17 protein-coding genes are annotated in these 13826 nt (G+C 74.3%); 2 read left to right on the top strand and 15 right to left on the bottom strand.

Annotation, left to right across the window (positions count from 1 at the left end; translation table 11 throughout):
• Nucleotides 1–16 precede the first annotated feature (16 nt).
• The 3 genes from GA0070613_RS18265 to yczR form a co-directional block, all read right to left on the bottom strand.
• Complete coding sequence (locus tag GA0070613_RS18265) at nt 17–1330, bottom strand: low temperature requirement protein A (protein WP_231929261.1); 1314 nt, start codon at nt 1328–1330, stop codon at nt 17–19.
• Between the two features lie 64 nt (nt 1331–1394).
• A complete protein-coding gene (locus GA0070613_RS18260; RefSeq protein ID WP_197698922.1) occupies nt 1395–2672 on the bottom strand; it encodes a low temperature requirement protein A in 1278 nt (425 codons plus the stop codon).
• A 73-nt stretch (nt 2673–2745) separates the two neighbouring features.
• Nucleotides 2746–4203 (bottom strand): MocR-like transcription factor YczR, encoded by a 1458-nt coding sequence (gene yczR / locus GA0070613_RS18255; protein ID WP_089013408.1) that lies wholly within the window; start codon nt 4201–4203, stop codon nt 2746–2748.
• A 59-nt stretch (nt 4204–4262) separates the two neighbouring features.
• On the opposite strand from yczR, the gene yczE reads away from it, so the two are divergent.
• Both yczE and GA0070613_RS18245 read left to right on the top strand, forming a co-directional pair.
• Nucleotides 4263–4949 (top strand): membrane protein YczE, encoded by a 687-nt coding sequence (yczE, locus tag GA0070613_RS18250; RefSeq protein ID WP_231929260.1) that lies wholly within the window; start codon nt 4263–4265, stop codon nt 4947–4949.
• A gap of 228 nt (nt 4950–5177) precedes the next feature.
• Nucleotides 5178–5639, top strand: coding sequence for a hypothetical protein (locus GA0070613_RS18245; RefSeq protein ID WP_089013407.1), 462 nt, complete (start codon nt 5178–5180; stop codon nt 5637–5639).
• A gap of 33 nt (nt 5640–5672) precedes the next feature.
• On the opposite strand, the gene hisF is transcribed toward GA0070613_RS18245, so the two are convergent.
• The 12 genes from hisF to hisD form a co-directional block, all read right to left on the bottom strand.
• Nucleotides 5673–6440, bottom strand: a complete 768-nt coding sequence (gene hisF, locus GA0070613_RS18240) for an imidazole glycerol phosphate synthase subunit HisF (protein ID WP_089013406.1) — start codon at nt 6438–6440, stop codon at nt 5673–5675.
• A 74-nt stretch (nt 6441–6514) separates the two neighbouring features.
• Nucleotides 6515–7513, bottom strand: coding sequence for an NADP-dependent oxidoreductase (locus tag GA0070613_RS18235; RefSeq protein ID WP_089013405.1), 999 nt, complete (start codon nt 7511–7513; stop codon nt 6515–6517).
• A gap of 46 nt (nt 7514–7559) precedes the next feature.
• Nucleotides 7560–7991, bottom strand: coding sequence for an organic hydroperoxide resistance protein (locus tag GA0070613_RS18230; RefSeq protein WP_089013404.1), 432 nt, complete (start codon nt 7989–7991; stop codon nt 7560–7562).
• Nucleotides 7992–7995: 4 nt separating this feature from the next.
• The gene (locus GA0070613_RS18225; RefSeq protein WP_089013403.1) at nt 7996–8442 is read right to left on the bottom strand and encodes a MarR family winged helix-turn-helix transcriptional regulator; all 447 of its coding nucleotides are present in this window, start codon (nt 8440–8442) and stop codon (nt 7996–7998) included.
• An 81-nt stretch (nt 8443–8523) separates the two neighbouring features.
• Nucleotides 8524–8937 (bottom strand): RidA family protein, encoded by a 414-nt coding sequence (locus GA0070613_RS18220; RefSeq protein ID WP_089013402.1) that lies wholly within the window; start codon nt 8935–8937, stop codon nt 8524–8526.
• Nucleotides 8934–9662 carry a bifunctional 1-(5-phosphoribosyl)-5-((5-phosphoribosylamino)methylideneamino)imidazole-4-carboxamide isomerase/phosphoribosylanthranilate isomerase PriA gene (gene priA / locus GA0070613_RS18215; RefSeq protein ID WP_089013401.1) on the bottom strand — a complete coding sequence of 243 codons (729 nt, stop codon included), beginning with the start codon at nt 9660–9662 and terminating at the stop codon, nt 8934–8936. The genes GA0070613_RS18220 and priA overlap by 4 nt, the downstream gene beginning before the upstream one ends.
• A 16-nt stretch (nt 9663–9678) precedes the next feature.
• Nucleotides 9679–10002 carry a hypothetical protein gene (locus tag GA0070613_RS18210; protein ID WP_089013400.1) on the bottom strand — a complete coding sequence of 108 codons (324 nt, stop codon included), beginning with the start codon at nt 10000–10002 and terminating at the stop codon, nt 9679–9681.
• A 7-nt stretch (nt 10003–10009) separates the two neighbouring features.
• Nucleotides 10010–10633, bottom strand: coding sequence for an imidazole glycerol phosphate synthase subunit HisH (gene hisH, locus GA0070613_RS18205; RefSeq protein WP_089013399.1), 624 nt, complete (start codon nt 10631–10633; stop codon nt 10010–10012).
• On the bottom strand, nt 10633–10791 hold the full coding sequence (locus GA0070613_RS32800; protein WP_172875845.1) for a hypothetical protein: 159 nt from the start codon (nt 10789–10791) through the stop codon (nt 10633–10635). Before GA0070613_RS32800 ends, hisH begins: the two co-directional genes overlap by 1 nt.
• Nucleotides 10791–11402, bottom strand: a complete 612-nt coding sequence (hisB, locus tag GA0070613_RS18200) for an imidazoleglycerol-phosphate dehydratase HisB (RefSeq protein ID WP_089013398.1) — start codon at nt 11400–11402, stop codon at nt 10791–10793. Before hisB ends, GA0070613_RS32800 begins: the two co-directional genes overlap by 1 nt.
• Nucleotides 11399–12472, bottom strand: coding sequence for a histidinol-phosphate transaminase (locus tag GA0070613_RS18195; RefSeq protein ID WP_089013397.1), 1074 nt, complete (start codon nt 12470–12472; stop codon nt 11399–11401). The genes hisB and GA0070613_RS18195 overlap by 4 nt, the downstream gene beginning before the upstream one ends.
• Nucleotides 12469–13791 (bottom strand): histidinol dehydrogenase, encoded by a 1323-nt coding sequence (gene hisD, locus GA0070613_RS18190; protein WP_089013396.1) that lies wholly within the window; start codon nt 13789–13791, stop codon nt 12469–12471. Before hisD ends, GA0070613_RS18195 begins: the two co-directional genes overlap by 4 nt.
• Nucleotides 13792–13826: the final 35 nt, after the last annotated feature.

Below are 13826 nucleotides of genomic sequence, written 5' to 3'. Positions count from 1 at the left end.
CGCCGGTTCGTCGGCGTCACAGGTGGCGCTGCCGCCACTGGCTCTGCTCCACCTCGGCGGCGATCTGCTCATCCAGCGCGAGCTGGCGGATCTGCCGCCGCCGCCCGTCCTCGCTGATGGTCTGGGCCACCATGGCGGCGAGGCAGAGCAGCGCGAGCAACGCCAGCGCCACCAGCTCCGGCAGCCGGCCGGCCACCGGAGCGGCCAGGGCGAGCACCGCCACCGCCACCAGCAGCCGCCAGTGCACGGTCCGCAGCGCCCGCCGCCCGCACGCGGCGAGGCTGAGCAGGTAGAGGCCGACCCCGCCGTACAGGACGGTGATCCAGAAGCCGCCCAGCGGCACCCCCCAGGACGGCGTGTCGGGCTCCGCCGCCTCCGCGAGCAGGCCCTTGAGGCCGAGGGCGAAGAAGATGATCCCGGCAACCATCGGCAGGTGCAGGTAGGTGTAGACGTCCCGGGCCAGCCGGGCGCGCGGGACCGGCTCCCGGGTGTGGTGCAGCGTCTGCTCGAGCGCGAAGGCCAGGGTGTCGAAGTACGCCCACCACAGCGCCGCCACTACGGCGATGCCGAGCGCCGCGGCGACCACCACCGGGCCGCTCAGCGGCAGGCCGCTGATGAACTTCGGGCCGATCCCCAGCGCGATGATCGACTCGCCGAGCGCCACCAGGACGATCAGGGCGTGCCGTTCCGCCCAGTGCCCGGCGGAGACCACCAGCCAGTACGAGCCGCCCAGCGCCACCCCGGCCCCGTACTCCACGGCCAGCGCCGCCGTCCAGAGCGCGAGCTGGAGCGCGACCGCCGCGGGCCGGTCGGTGAGCCGCTGCGGCGCCAGCCCGGCGGCGACCAGCAGCGTCGAGGCGAGCACTGGCAGGGCGGCCAGCAGCGGCCAGCGCCGGCGGTGAACCGGGTCCGAGCGGACCACCCAGCCGACGACCGCGAGTTGCGCGGCGCGGACCACGAAGTAGCAGGCGGCGAAGACGAGGGGGCCGTTCAGCCCGCCGGGGAGGTCGACGAACGCCCCCGGCATGCTCAGCGCCAGCAGGAAGATGGCGGCCACGGTGACGAAGCCGACCACCGGCAGCACGCCCTGGTCGGCGCGGACCAGGTTGCCGACCACGGCGAAGCCGGTCCAGCACCACCAGAGCAGCGCCAGCACCAGCAGGCACCGGAACAGGTTGACCGGGTTGGCCCGGCTCTCGGTCAGGCTGGTGACGTTGAGGAACGCGAAGACGAAGACCAGGTCGTAGAAGAGCTCCAACCGGGTCGTCCGGGTCCCGGGCGCGCCGGAGCGGACGACATGCGACCACCGGGTACCGCCGCCGTTCCCCACCTGCGCAGTCTCCCAGCCCGGCCCTCGGCAGGAGCCGGATCCGGGCAGCTGGGAAGTGCTCGCGTCAGCGGCCGGGCGGCGCGCCGGCGCCGTGCTCGTCGAGGAAGGCGTCCCGCAGCGCCCGGCGGGCCTCGCCGAAGAGCACCACCTCGGCGGTCACCATGCCGGCGCAGACCAGGGCGAGCAGCCCGAGGGCGGCCAGCGCCGGCAACTGGTCGGCCACCGGCACCAGCACCACCAGCAGCCCCGCCGCCGCCACCCGGGGCCAGTTGACCGAGCCCATGTTGCGCAGCCGGAAGCCCACGTGCCCGAGTAGGTAGAGGATCACCCCGCCGTAGAGGGCGAGCAGGCCCAGCCCGTGCAGCGGGTCGGTCAGCCGGTGGTGGCTGTCGTCCCCGACGTACGCGAGGACCTTCTTGAAGCCGAGGGCGAGCAGGATGATCCCGGCGACCATCGGCAGGTGGAGGTAGGTGTAGGAGTCCCGGCCCAGCGCGGCCCGTTCGGCTCCCCGGGCTCGGTGCAGCACCCGCTCGGCGGCGATCGCCACCACGTCGAAGTACGCCCACCAGAGGGACGCGGCGACCGCGATGCCGAACGCCGAGGCGACGATGATCGGCCAGGAGATCGGGAGCGCGGTCACCCCGACGCCGATCGCGACGAGGGACTCGCCCAACGCCACGATGATGATCAGGCCGTGCCGTTCGGTCCAGTGCGCGGCGGAGAAGATCTGCCAGCCCCGGGCGCCGATGGCCATGATGCCGCCGTAGTCGATGGCGAGGGCGAGCACCCAGAGCAGGGTGCGGATGCTGCCGACCCGCTGCGGGTCCGCGCTGAGCTGCTGGGGCAGTAGGGCGGCGGTGAAGAGCAGGGTCGCCCCGCCGAGCATCGGCAGCGCCGCGCGGAGCAGCTGGCGGCGCAGCCCGGCGTCACCCCGCGCGGCGTGCCAGTAGATCACCAGGTGCAGCACCCGGACGACCAGGTAGCAGGCGGCGAAGACCACCGGGCCGGAGAGGCCGCCGGGCAGGTCCACGAAGGCCTCGGGAATGGTCACCGCGACCACGAACATGGTGGCCATGACCGCGAAGAGGGCCACTCGGACGACGCCCTCGTCGGCCCGTACCGTGTTGCCCAGCCAGGCGTAGCAGCACCAGCACCACCAGAGCAGCGCCAGCACCAGCATGCCCCGGCCCAGCCCGCGCCAGGTGAGGTCGGCCGCCATCAGCGCGGTCACCTGGGTGAGCGCGTAGACGAAGACCAGGTCGAAGAAGAGCTCCAACGGCGTCACCGTGGCGCCCTCGGTCATCACCCGCATCCGCGGCGCGCGCCGCGTCCCGTCCGTCACGGCGCACAGTGTGGCAGCCGGCCCGTTCGCCCGGCGTCCCCGGAACGCCCGGCGGGTCGCGGGCGTCGCGGCGTCAGGCGATGACCGAGGGCTCCCGCCACTGCGGGCGGCCGGCGCGGTCCAGGTCGTAGCGGACCGCGGCGAGCCGGCCCACCGCCTCCACCAGGTCTGCGGCGGACAGGGTGAAGGGCAGCCGCAGGAACCGTTCGAGGGTGCCGTCCAGGCCGAACCGGGGGCCGGGCGCCAGCCGTACGCCGACCTCCTCGGCGGCCCGGGCCAGGGCACTGGAGATCGGGCCGTCCAGCTCGGCCCAGAGCGTCACGCCGCCGCGCGGCACGGCGACCCGCCAGTCGGGCAGCCGGTCGGCCAGCGCGCCGATCAGCGCGTCGCGCTGGGCGGTGAGCTGGGCCTGGCGGGCGGCCACGATGGCCGGGGCGTCGGCCAGCAGGTGCACCGCGACGAGCTGGTCGAGCACCGGGCTGGCCATGTCGACCCCGACCCGGGCGGCGGCCAGCCGCTGCACCTGCGGGGCGGAGGCGCGGACCCAGCCGATGCGCAGGCCACCCCAGTAGGGCTTGCTCATCCCGCCGATGGAGATGACCCGGGAGTGCCGGTCGAAGGTGGCGGTCGGTGGGGGCAGCTCGGTGCCGTCCAGCGGCAGGTCCACGAAGGACTCGTCGATGATCAGGTCGGTGCCGGCGGCGTGGGCGGCGCCGACCAGCCGCTCGCGCAGCTCGGTCGCCATCAGGTGGCCGGTCGGGTTCTGGAACTCCGGGATCAGGTACGCCAGCTTCGGCCGGGTCTGCCGGATGCTGCCGAGCAACAGGTCGGCGTCCCAGCCCGCGCCGTCGGCGGCGAGCCCGTGGGTGGTGATCCGGGCCCGGCGGGCGGCGAGCGCCGCGAGGGCGTTGGGGTACGTCGGGGACTCGACCAGCACCCCGCCGCCGGGCGACAGCGTCAACCGCAGCACCAGGTCGAGCGCGTGCTGGGTGCCGCTGGTGACCATGATCTGCTCGGGGCTGGTGGGCAGGCCCCGCTCGGTGTACGACCGGGCGACCGCCTCGCGCAGCTCGATGATCCCGGTCGGGTGGTAGCCGGCCCCGCTCAGATAGCGCGGCAGGTCCTCGGCGGCGGCCCGGGCGGCCGGGACGAGCTGGGCCGGGGCGGCCAGCGCGGCGACGCCGAGGTCGATCATGTCCCGGTCGTCGAGCGGGGTCCACAGGCCGGTGCTGGCCACCCGGTGGGTGCCCGGGAGCATGGTCCAGCTGCCGGCGCCCCGGCGGCTGGCCAGGTGACCGGTCTCCCGCAGCTCCCGGTACGCGGCGGTGACCGTGGTCCGGCTGATCCGCAGCGCCTCGGCCAGCTCCCGCTCGGCCGGCAGGCGTACCCCGAGGGGGAGCCGGCCGTCGGCGAGCAGGCCGCGGACCGCGGCGGCGAGCGCGGCGTAGTCTGGACTGCGCCGCCGGCCGGGCAGCGCGTGCCACTGGCCGAGCAGCCGGGCCAATTGAGTGCCACGCACTTGACTCGTCATGGCCACCCCTCCCGAATTGGCTCCTTGAAACGCTGCGATTGGCCCCTAGGGTGGCATGCATGGCAGCGATTGGCAATCTCCGGTACCGGCCGGCCCGGCGGCTGAGCCAGCTCTACGTCGGGCTCGCCCTCTACGGGGTCAGCATGGCGCTGATGATCCGGTCCGGACTTGGGCTCGACCCGTGGGACGTGTTCCACCAGGGGCTCGCCGGGCAGACCGGGCTCTCCTTCGGCACGGTCACCATCGCGGTCGGGGCCCTCGTCCTGCTGCTCTGGATTCCGCTGCGGCAGCGCCCCGGCCTGGGCACGGTCAGCAACGTGGTGGTGATCGGCCTGGTGGTGGACGCCACTCTCACGGTGCTGCCGGCCGGCGCACCGCTGCCGGTACGGATCGGACTGCTGGTCGTCGGCATCGTGGCCAACGGCGCGGCCACCGGCCTCTACCTCGGCGCGCGGCTCGGCCCCGGCCCGCGCGACGGCCTGATGACCGGATACGTCGCCCGCCGCCCGGGCCGGTCCGTCCGGCTGGTCCGCACGGTCATCGAGGTGACCGTGCTGGCGCTGGGCTGGCTGCTCGGCGGCACCGTCGGAGTCGGCACCGTCGCCTACGCGCTCGCCATCGGGCCGCTGGCCCAGGTGTTCATCCCGCTCTTCGCGGTGACCCCGGCTCCGGAGCCGGCGCCGTCCACCCTGGACCCGGTGGCCCGCGCGACCGGTCCCGCCGGCCCGGCGACCGAGGCGGCCTGACCGGTCCCCCGGCGCGGCCGGCACCCGGCCGCCGCCCCACACCCCCGTCGGGTCGCCCCCGGCGGCCAGCCCGCCCCGACCGGTACGGAGGTCTCCGGACACGCAGGGTCACCGGAGGTGCGCCGACCGCCACCGGATGGGGTCCCCCGGACCCGCGGTGAGCTGCGGTGATGTCCGACCGGAAAACCAGGTGTTTTCTCCGCCGTCGACGCCGGGCATCATTCCTGCATGGGGGAGAACGGATGGCGCTGGACCGACGCCTGGATCTTCGTCTCACTGGTCATCGCGAGCGGCGCCGGTCGGCACCGCCGGTCGGCCTCGACCCGACGGCCCGAGGGCGTGCGCCTGGCTGACGTGCTCTCCACCGCCGACCACCTCAACCAGTCCATCCCCGAGCGGCACGAGGTGGAGGGCGCGGTCCGCCGGCTGGCCGGCGCCGGGCTGGTCAGCGTCTCGGACGGCTGGTTCCGGATCACGCCGGACGGGGAGCGGCTCTGGCGCACCCGGCCCAGCGCCGGGGTGGCGACCACGGTGGAAACCGTGCAGGCGGTGCTGAGCCGTCGGCACACCCCGGGCACCGCAGACTGGAGCCTCGCCGAGGACGACCACGCCGCCGCCGTCCAGGAGTACGCGGTCCGCTCGATCCCGGCCCCGCGCCGCTCCCCCGAGGGCCACTCCGGCCGCGGCTGACCCGGCCTCCGGCGGACCCGAACTCGGTGGCGGTCAGCGGACCGGGTGGCCGGCTCCGCGCAGGGCGTCCTTGACCTCGCCGACGGTCAGCTCGCCGAAGTGGAAGACGCTGGCCGCCAGCACCGCGTCGGCACCCGCGCCGATCGCCGGCGGAAAGTGCGCCACCTCGCCGGCGCCGCCGCTGGCGATCACCGGCACGTCGACCACCGCGCGGACCGCCTGGATCAGCGCCAGGTCGAAGCCCGCCTTGGTGCCGTCGGCGTCCATCGAGTTCAGCAGGATCTCCCCGGCGCCCAGCTCCGCGCCGCGCCGCGCCCACTCGACGGCGTCGATGCCGGTGCCCCGACGACCGCCGTGGGTGGTCACCTCGAAGCCGCTTGCGGTGGTGCCGGCCGGCGCCCTCCGGACGTCGAGCGAGAGCACCAGCACCTGCCGGCCGAACCGGTCCGCGATCTCGGCGATCAGCTCCGGTCGGGCGATCGCGGCGGTGTTCACGCCAACCTTGTCCGCGCCCGCGCGCAGCAGCGTGTCGACGTCGGCGACCTGGCGTACGCCGCCGCCGACGGTCAGCGGGATGAAGACCGACTCGGCGGTGCGGCGGACCACGTCGAGCATGGTCCCCCGGTCGCTGGAGGAGGCGGTGACGTCGAGGAAGGTCAGCTCGTCCGCGCCCGCGCGGTCGTACGCCGCCGCGAGCTCCACCGGGTCACCGGCGTCGCGCAGGTCGAGGAAGTTGACCCCCTTGACCACCCGCCCGGCGTCCACGTCCAGACACGGGATCACCCGTACCGCCACCGTCATGTCGCGAGCCTATCCAACGCGTACGGCACGGCGGCCGGCCCGACGCGGGCCGACCGCCGTGAACGAGTTCCGGGTCACACCCGGACGAGCATCTTGCCCAGGTTCTCGCCGCGCAGCACACCCAGGAACGCCGCCGGGGCGTCCTCGATGCCGTCGACGACCGTCTCGTCGTACGAGATCTTCCCGTCGCGCAGCCAGCCGGCCATCTCCTGGACGAACTGGTCGCGCAGGTGGCCGTGGTCGGCGACCAGGAAGCCGCGCAGGGTGAGCCGCTTGCCGATGACCAGCGCCAGGTTGCGCGGCGCGGCCGGCGGCTCGGTGGAGTTGTACTGCGCGATCATGCCGCAGATGGCGGCCCGGCCGTGCAGGTTCATCGCCCCGATCGCGGCCTCCAGGTGCTCGGAGCCGACGTTGTCGAAGTACACGTCGATGCCGTCCGGGGCGGCGGCCTTCAGCGAGTCGCGCACCGGGCCGTCGTGGTAGTCGAAGGCGGCGTCGAACCCGAGCGCCTTGAGCCGCTCGACCTTGGCCGCCGAGCCGGCGCTGCCGATCACCCGGGACGCGCCCCGGAGCTTGGCGATCTGCCCGACCATGCTGCCCACCGCGCCGGCGGCGCCGGAGACGAAGACGGTCTCGCCGGGCTTCATCGCGGCCACGTCGAGCAGACCGGCGTACGCGGTCAGGCCGGTCATGCCGAGCACGCTCAGGTACGCGCTCACCGGCGCCAGGCTCGGGTCGACCTTGCGGGCCGCCTTCGCGTCGAGCAGCGCGTACTCCCGCCAGCCCAGGCCGTGCAGCACGGTGTCGCCGGGCTTGATCCCCTCGGCCTCGCTGGCCACCACCTCGCCGATCGCGCCGCCGTCGAGCGGGGCGTCGAGCTGGAACGGGGGCACGTACGACTTGACGTCGTTCATCCGGCCCCGCATGTACGGGTCGACCGACATGAACTGGTTGCGGACCACGATCTGCCCCGGGCCCGGGGTGGGCACCTCGGTGGAGACGAGGCGGAAGTTCTCGGCCGTCGGCCAGCCCTGGGGGCGGGAGGCCAGGTGGATCTCACGGTTGGTGCTCATGGGAGTTCGTCCTTTCGTACGCGAGGGTCCGGGCTGTCGGCGGCGCTCAGGCCGACGCGGCCTCGCGGACGGTGAGGGCGACCTCGATGTTGCCACGGGTGGCGTTCGAGTACGGGCAGACCTGGTGGGCGGCCTCGACCAACTGCTCGGCGACGGCGCGCTCGACGGCGGGCAGGTCCACCACGAGGGCGACGGTCAGGCCGAAGCCGCCGCTGCCGTTCGGGCCGATGCCCACCTCGGCCTCGACGACCGAGCCGCTGACGTCGGCCTTGGCCTTGCGGGCGACCAGCCGCAGGGCGGAGTGGAAGCAGGCCGCGTAGCCGGCGGCGAAGAGCTGCTCCGGGTTGGCCGCGCCGCCGGCGCCGCCCATCTCCTTCGGGATCGCCAGGTCCAGCTCGAACGTGCCGTCCGAGGTGCGGACGTGGCCGTCCCGACCGTCGCCGGTGGCGCGGGCGGAGGCGGTGTAGAGCACCTGCATGATGTCACTGCTCCTTCTGTCGGTGGATCGTCTCGGTGACCCGGGTGAGGGTGTCGCGCAGCCCGATCAGCTCGGCCTCGGTGAGGCCGGTGGCGCGGGCGACCCGCAGCGGCACGTCGTCCATCCGCTGCCGCAGGTCCCGACCCCGCTCGGTGAGGCCCACCTCCACCCGGCGCTCGTCGCGCGCCGAGCGGCTGCGGACCACCAGGCCCGCCGCCTCCAGACGCTTGAGCAGCGGGGAGAGGGTGCCGGAGTCGAGCCGGAGCTGGGCGCCGAGCTCGGAGACCGTGGGGGCCTCGTCGCCGCGCTCCCAGAGCACCAGCAGCACCAGGTACTGCGGGTAGGTCAGCCCGTGCTCGTCGAGGATGGGCCGGTAGACGTCGGTGAGGGCGCGCGACGCCGCGTAGAGGGCGAAGCACACCTGCCGGCGCAGCACCAGATCATCGGTCACGTCCAAACCGTAGCGTGCAATTAAGTTGTGCACAACCGATCTGAGCATGACGTGGCCGCCACCACACCGGGACGGCCGGGCTCACCGGTCGCCGAGCCAGGCCTCCAACTCGACCTCGACCAGCAGTTCGGGGTCGATCAGCCCGGCGACCACCACCATGGTGGCGGCCGGACGGACCGCGCCGAAGACCGCGTTGTGCGCCCGCCCCACCTCATCGGCGTGGCTGCGGTCCGTCACGTACATCCGGGTCCGGACCACGTCACCCGGCTCGGCACCCACCTCGGCGAGCGCGTCCAGGCCGATCCGCAACGCCTGGGCGGTCTGCGCCGCGGCGTCCCCGGGGTGCGCCACCCGGCCGTCGACGGTGGACGTGCACCCTGCCGTCCAGGCCAGGTTTCCCGCCCGGACCACCCGCGCATAGCCGTAGACGGCCTCCCACGGCCCACCGGAGCCGAGCCGGGTGACGGCCGCGCCGTCGCCCGCCACCGTGGTCACGCCGCGTCCCGCAGCGTGGCCAGCGCCTCGGCGACCGTGAACGCGCCGGCGTAGAGCGCCTTGCCGGTAATCACGCCCTCCACCCCGACCGGCTCCAGAGTGGCCAGCGCCCGCAGGTCGTCCAGGGTGGACACGCCGCCGGAGGCGATCACCGGGGCGTCGGTCCGGGAGCAGACCTCGCGGAGCAGGTCCAGGTTCGGCCCGCGCATCGTGCCGTCCTTGGTGATGTCGGTCACCACGTAGCGGGAGGCGCCGGCCTTGTCGAGCCGCTCCAGCACCTCGTACAGGTCACCGCCGTCGCGGGTCCAGCCCCGCGCGGAGAGGGTACGACCGCGCACGTCCAGCCCGATCGCCACCCGGTCGCCGTACTCCCCGCAGACCCGGTCACACCACTCGGGGTCCTCCAGCGCGGCGGTGCCGATGTTGACCCGGGCCGCGCCGGTACCCAGCGCCGCGTGCAGCGACTCGTCGTCCCGGATGCCGCCGGAGAGCTCGACCTTCACGTCGAGCTGCCGGACCACCTCGGCGAGCAGGTGCGCGTTGGTGCCCCGGCCGAACGCCGCGTCCAGGTCGACCAGGTGGATCCACTCCGCGCCGTCGGACTGCCAGGCCAGCGCGGCCTCGAGCGGGTCGCCGTAGGTGGTCTCACTACCGGCGGCGCCCTGCACGAGCCGGACGGCCTGGCCGTCGGCGACGTCCACGGCGGGCAACAGGATGAGGCTCAACGCTCTTCTCCTCGCTTCAGGTACGACGGTCCAGGGCGATCACCACGATCGCCGGCAGGACCAGCAGTAACAACACGACCAACGCCAGCCGCAGCGCCAGGTCGTCGACGAAATACCAGATCATGGCCAGCGTCGCCCCGGTGAGCAGCACGATCGCGGCCCGCTCGCCCCGGGTGTGCCGGGCCAACCGGCCGTTGCGCCCCCGCCGCACCGTCGGCGTCAGCCGGCGTACGACGGCGCGGCGGCGCTCCCGGCGGGCCACCCGGCGGCGCCGGACGGCGCGTTCGGCCGCCAGCTCGGCCTGACGGGCCGTCCGGCGCCGGGCCCGCTCCTTGCTCACCTCGCGCTCACAGTGTGGTGAGCCAGTTGCGCAGCAGCGCGGCGCCGGTGTCCGCCGACTTCTCCGGGTGGAACTGGGCGGCCGACAGCGGGCCCCGCTCGACGGCCGCGACGAAGTCGGTGCCGTGATGCGCGGTGGTCACCTTCGCGCCCGCGGCGGCCAGCCCGGCCACGTCGTTCACCCCGTACGAGTGGACGAAGTAGAACCGGCTGTCCGCGGGCAGGCCGGCGAAGAGCACCGAGCCCTGCGGCGCGCGCACCGTGTTCCAGCCGATGTGGGGCAGCCGCTCGGCGGGCAGCTTCGTCACCCCGCCGGGCAGCAGCCCGAGGCCCTTGGTCACCACGCCGTGCTCGTCACCGTGCTCGAAGAGCACCTGCATGCCGACGCAGATGCCCAACACCGGCCGGCCGGCTCCCACCCGCTCGGCGATGACCGGGCCGGCGCCGAGCGCCTCGATCCCCGCCATGCACGCGGCGAACGCGCCCACCCCCGGCACGACCAGGCCCTCCGCCTCGGCGGCGGCGGCCAGGTCGTCGGTCACCGTGACGTCCGCGCCGGCCCGCTCCAGGGCGCGCTCGGCCGAGCGCAGGTTGCCCGAACCGTAGTCGAGCACCACGATCCGCTTGCTCATCAGCCCTCCCCGGGCAGGTGCCAGAGCAGCCCGCCGACCGTGGCCAGCGCGGCGAGCAGCCCGGTGACCACCACCGCGAACCGCGGGGCGCCCTGCTTGTGCAACGACCAGGTCCCGCCGACCAGCACGCCCGCCAGGATCAACAGCACCGTCCCCATCAGAGCGCACCCTTGGTGCTGGGGATCGCTCCGGCGTTGCGCGGGTCGATGGAGGTGGCCTCGCGCAGCGCCCGGGAGACCGCCTTGAACTGGGCCTCGACCACGTGGTGGGCGTCCGGGTGGCCGCCGGGCCGGGCCGCCCGCAGCACGTCCACGTGCAGGGTGATCCGGGCCGCCTGGCCGAACGACTCCCAGATGTGCCGGGTCATGCTGGTCGGGTAGACCGGCCCGATGTACGGGGCGAGCACCGGCTCGTCGTGCAGCACGTACGGCCGGCCGGACAGGTCGACGGCGGCCCGGACCAGGACCTCGTCCATCGGGACGGTGGCCGAGCCGTACCGCCGGATGCCGGCCTTGTCCCCCAGCGCCTGGTCGAACGCGGCGCCCAGGGCGAGCGCGGTGTCCTCCATCGTGTGGTGGGCGTCGATCTCCAGGTCGCCGACGGTGCGCACGGTCAGGTCGAAGCCGCCGTGCCGGGCGATCTGGTTCAGCATGTGGTCGTAGAAGCCGACGCCGGTGGTGATCTCGGCCCGGCCGGTGCCGTCGAGGTCGAGCTCGACGAGGACCTTGGTCTCCTTGGTGATCCGCTCGACCCGGGCGGTGCGACTCATGAGAGCTTCTCCATTGCGGCGAGGAAGGCGTCGGTCTCGGACGGGGTTCCGGCGGTGACCCGCAGCCAGCCGGGCAGGCCGACGTCGCGGACCAGCACGCCCGCGTCGAGCAGGGTGCGCCAGGCCGCCGACTGGTCGCCGGCCACCTCGAAGAGCACGAAGTTCGCGTCGCTGTCGGCGACCCGGCGGCCCCGGGCGCGCAGCTCGGCGACGATCCGGTCGCGCTGCTCCATGATCGCGGCGACCGTGCCCAGCAGGGCGTCGCGGTGGGCCAGGGCCGCGCGGGCCGCGGCCTGGGTGAGCGCGGAGAGGTGGTACGGCAGCCGGACGAGCTGCACCGCCTGCACCACGGCCGGATCGGCGGCCAGGTAGCCCAGCCGCCCGCCGGCGAAGCCGAACGCCTTGCTCATCGTCCGGGTGACCACCAGCCGCGGGTGGCCGGGGAGCACCGCCAGGGCGCTGACCGTGCCGGGCCGGGCGAACTCGGCGTACGCCTCGTCCACGACCACCATGCCCGGCGCCTCGTCGAGCACCGCCGAGACCACCGCCGGGTCGAGCGCGGTGCCGGTCGGGTTGTTCGGCGAGCAGAGGAAGACCACGTCCGGCTGGTGCGCGCGGACCTGGGCGACCGCGTCGGCGGCGGTCAGCCCGAAGTCGGCGCCGCGCGCGGCCGGGATCCAGCCGGTGCCGGTGCCGAGCGCCAGCAGCGGGTGCATCGAGTACGCCGGGATGAAGCCGAGCACCGTCCGCCCCGGGCCGCCGAACGCCTGAAGCAGCTGCTGTTGGACCTCGTTCGACCCGTTGGCCGCCCAGACCTGGTCGACGGTGAGCCCGTGGCCCAGGTAGCCGGCCAGGTCGGCGCGGAGCGCCACCGCGTCCCGGTCCGGGTAGCGGTTGAGGTCGCGCAGCTCGACCGCGAGGGCCTTGCCGATCGCGTCCACCACCGGCTCGGGCACCGGGTAGGAGTTCTCGTTGGTGTTCAGCCGCACCGGCACGTCGAGCTGCGGCGCCCCGTACGGCTTCAGCCCGCGCAGGTCGTCGCGGATCGGGAGATCGTCCAGCGTCGTCACGCCGTGTCCTCCGGGAAGCGGACGCTGACCGCCTGGCCGTGCGCCGGCAGGTCCTCCACGGTCGCCAGCGTGACCACGTGCGGGGCGACGTCCCGCAGCGCGTCCTGGCTGTACTCCACCAGGTGGACGCCGCGCAGGAAGGACTGCACCGACAGGCCCGAGGAGTGCCGGGTGCAGCCGCCGGTGGGCAGGACGTGGTTGGAGCCGGCGCAGTAGTCGCCGAGCGACACCGGCGACCAGGCGCCGACGAAGATCGCCCCGGCGTTGCGCACCCGCAGCGCCCAGTCGCGGGCGTCGACGGTCTGGATCTCCAGGTGCTCGGCCGCGTACGCGTCGACCACCCGCAGCCCCGCTTCGAGGTCGTCGACCAGGACGAGGCCGCTCTGCTCGCCGGTGAGCGCCGTGGTGACCCGCTCGACGTGCTTGGTGGCCGGCACCTGCCGGGCCAGCTCCCGCTCGACCGCGTCCGCGAGGGCCACCGACGGGGTGACCAGCACGCTGGCCGCGAGGGGGTCGTGCTCGGCCTGGCTGATCAGGTCGGCGGCGACGTGCGCCGGGTCGGCGGTGTCGTCGGCGAGGATGGCGATCTCGGTCGGGCCGGCCTCGGCGTCGATGCCGACCACGCCGCGCAGCAGCCGCTTGGCCGCGGTCACCCAGATGTTGCCCGGGCCGGTGATCATGTCGACCGGCGTGCAGCGCTGCGCGCCGTCCGGGTCGACGGTCGAGCCGTACGCCAGCATCGCCACCGCCTGGGCGCCGCCGACCGCGTACACCTCGTCGACGCCGAGCAGCGCGCAGGCCGCGAGGACCCGCTGGTCGGGCAGGCCGCCGTTGTCCCGCTGCGGCGGGCTGACCACGACCAGCGAGCGGACCCCGGCCGCCTGGGCGGGAACCACGTTCATCACCACGGTCGACGGGTACATCGCCAGGCCGCCGGGGACGTACAGGCCGACCCGGTCGACGGGCACCCAGCGCTCGGTCACCGTGCCACCGGGCACCACGTGGGTGGTGTGGTCGGTGCGCCGCTGGTCGGCGTGGACCTTGCGAGCCCGGGTGATCGACTCCAGCAGCGCGGCGCGGACCTGCGGGTCGAGGCTCCCCTCGGCTTCCTTGATCGCCTCGGCGGGCACCCGCAGGCGCTCCGGGGAGATGCCGTCGAACCGCTCGCTCGCCTCCCGGATCGCCGGGTAACCATGCTCCCCGACCGCCTCCACCAGTGGGCGGATCCGCTCGACGGCCACCGACACGTCGAGCTGGGCACGGGGCAGCAGGTGACGCGGGTCACGGACCCCGCCACGCAGGTCGATCCTATTCAACACCCTTGCGAGTCTAGGCCTCGGGTCCGGAGCGGACC

It is taken from the genome of Micromonospora inositola, assembly GCF_900090285.1.
In the GTDB taxonomy this organism is placed as follows: Bacteria; Actinomycetota; Actinomycetes; order Mycobacteriales; family Micromonosporaceae; genus Micromonospora; species Micromonospora inositola.
The sequence above is the reverse complement of the archived record's forward strand: the minus strand, read 5'-3'. Positions and strand labels throughout refer to the sequence as shown.

What these genes read in the sequence shown, in the direction of transcription:
- hisH (WP_089013399.1), bottom strand. Translation starts at nt 10,633, where the DNA reads ATGAGCAAGCGGATCGTGGTGCTCGACTACGGTTCGGGCAACCTGCGC.
- yczR (WP_089013408.1), bottom strand. Translation starts at nt 4,203, where the DNA reads ATGACGAGTCAAGTGCGTGGCACTCAATTGGCCCGGCTGCTCGGCCAG.
- GA0070613_RS18235 (WP_089013405.1), bottom strand. Translation starts at nt 7,513, where the DNA reads ATGAGCACCAACCGTGAGATCCACCTGGCCTCCCGCCCCCAGGGCTGG.
- hisB (WP_089013398.1), bottom strand. Translation starts at nt 11,402, where the DNA reads ATGAGTCGCACCGCCCGGGTCGAGCGGATCACCAAGGAGACCAAGGTC.
- GA0070613_RS18245 (WP_089013407.1), top strand. Translation starts at nt 5,178, where the DNA reads ATGGGGGAGAACGGATGGCGCTGGACCGACGCCTGGATCTTCGTCTCA.
- hisF (WP_089013406.1), bottom strand. Translation starts at nt 6,440, where the DNA reads ATGACGGTGGCGGTACGGGTGATCCCGTGTCTGGACGTGGACGCCGGG.
- GA0070613_RS32800 (WP_172875845.1), bottom strand. Translation starts at nt 10,791, where the DNA reads ATGGGGACGGTGCTGTTGATCCTGGCGGGCGTGCTGGTCGGCGGGACC.
- GA0070613_RS18230 (WP_089013404.1), bottom strand. Translation starts at nt 7,991, where the DNA reads ATGCAGGTGCTCTACACCGCCTCCGCCCGCGCCACCGGCGACGGTCGG.
- yczE (WP_231929260.1), top strand. Translation starts at nt 4,263, where the DNA reads ATGGCAGCGATTGGCAATCTCCGGTACCGGCCGGCCCGGCGGCTGAGC.